The sequence below is a fragment of the Marseilla massiliensis genome (genome assembly GCF_016899955.1).
Lineage (GTDB): Bacteria > Bacteroidota > Bacteroidia > Bacteroidales > Bacteroidaceae > Prevotella > Prevotella intestinigallinarum.
In genome coordinates this window covers 1-1,323 of record NZ_JACJJL010000079.1, presented here as the reverse complement: position 1 = coordinate 1,323, position 1,323 = coordinate 1, and the positions used below count along the sequence as shown (strand labels likewise).

At 38.9% G+C, this 1,323-nt stretch carries 1 pseudogene; it reads right to left on the bottom strand.

Going from position 1 to position 1,323, the window contains the following annotated elements:
• Positions 1–35 precede the first annotated feature (35 nt).
• A pseudogene (locus H6B30_RS15955) lies at positions 36–1,199 on the bottom strand (IS4 family transposase).
• Positions 1,200–1,323: the final 124 nt, after the last annotated feature.

Genomic DNA, 1,323 nt, shown 5'->3' with positions numbered 1-1,323 from the left:
CATTAGTGTCCCGTTAAAATCGGGACAAATTAATATTAATCAAACAATCCCGGCAAAAGGGAAGAATTGAGTTCTTTGACATCGTTGTAATTAGTCTTATCAAACAGTTCCTTAAGGTATGTTTTGTCCGTAAGAGAAATGCTTAGAATTTGTAGAACTTCATATGTTGACCGTTCCAGTTTCATATCATGTTGCACTATGGCAACAAGGCAATAACTGATAATGGCAGTACTGATTTGGATTCGAACAGCGTTCTCCGTAGTACCCCAAAACTTCTTAATTTTGAGGTGCTGCTTTAGCCATTTGAAGAACAACTCAACCTGCCAGCGGTTTTTATACAGTTCGGCGATTTCAAGTGAAGTGAGATGAAAAGCATTGGTAAGAAAGACAAACTCTCTATCCTGATTTTCGTCCCTGTACTTCACTAAGCGCAACCGCTCAGGATACTTCTTCCGAGTGATTATGTCGGTAAGTTCTATTACAGAATCGGTAAGTACATTCTTTGGCAATCTGCGTCTCTATCGGATACATTTAAACTGTAGATTCTTCTTGGCTCTCACCACAAAGAAAGACTCGTGCAAATGTATCTTATAGAGTTCTTTGAAGGCATTGTAACCACGGTCAAACACATAGTAAGACTCTGATTCATAAGGAATATACTTCATTGCTTTTGAATCGTGGACAGATGCTGTAGAGAAGTGGAAGTATGCTGGGACTTGTGCTTCCAAGTCATACAACACATGAGCTTTTACACCACCTTTCTTCTTACGAAACTTGGCCCACCAAAAGATAGACAGACATAAAGGTATTGTCGTAGAATCGAAAGCATACACATGCCCTTTCAACTTAAAAATATCTGTTGCCTGTTTTTTCCGAGCCTGTTCCATCATGAAGAATGCAAAGTCTTCAAAGATGCGGTAATCTCGATTTTGGTTGGCTGAAGCAAATGTCGTTTTAGCAATAGGATTCCGTCCTATTCCAAGATGATAGCATTTGGTATGATGCGCTTCCAGCGCCACGACTACATCGCGTAAACTTTCACGATTACTAAGCTGACCAAACATCAGTGCAAGAAGTTGGTTCCAGCACGTGAATGACTTGACATACCGATTGCCATTGTATTTGTCAACTAAGTGACGAAACTTGTCTTTATCGAGAAATTCTACCAATTGGGCAAAGACATATTTGTTTTTGTTCATATGCAGTCTATCTTATAGACTACAATGTAGCAAATTCAAATCGTCGCACCTTAAAAATGCTTGTAAAAGACTATATTTCAATTATTTCAAAGACCAATTCCCATTTTTAACGGGACAGTAGTGA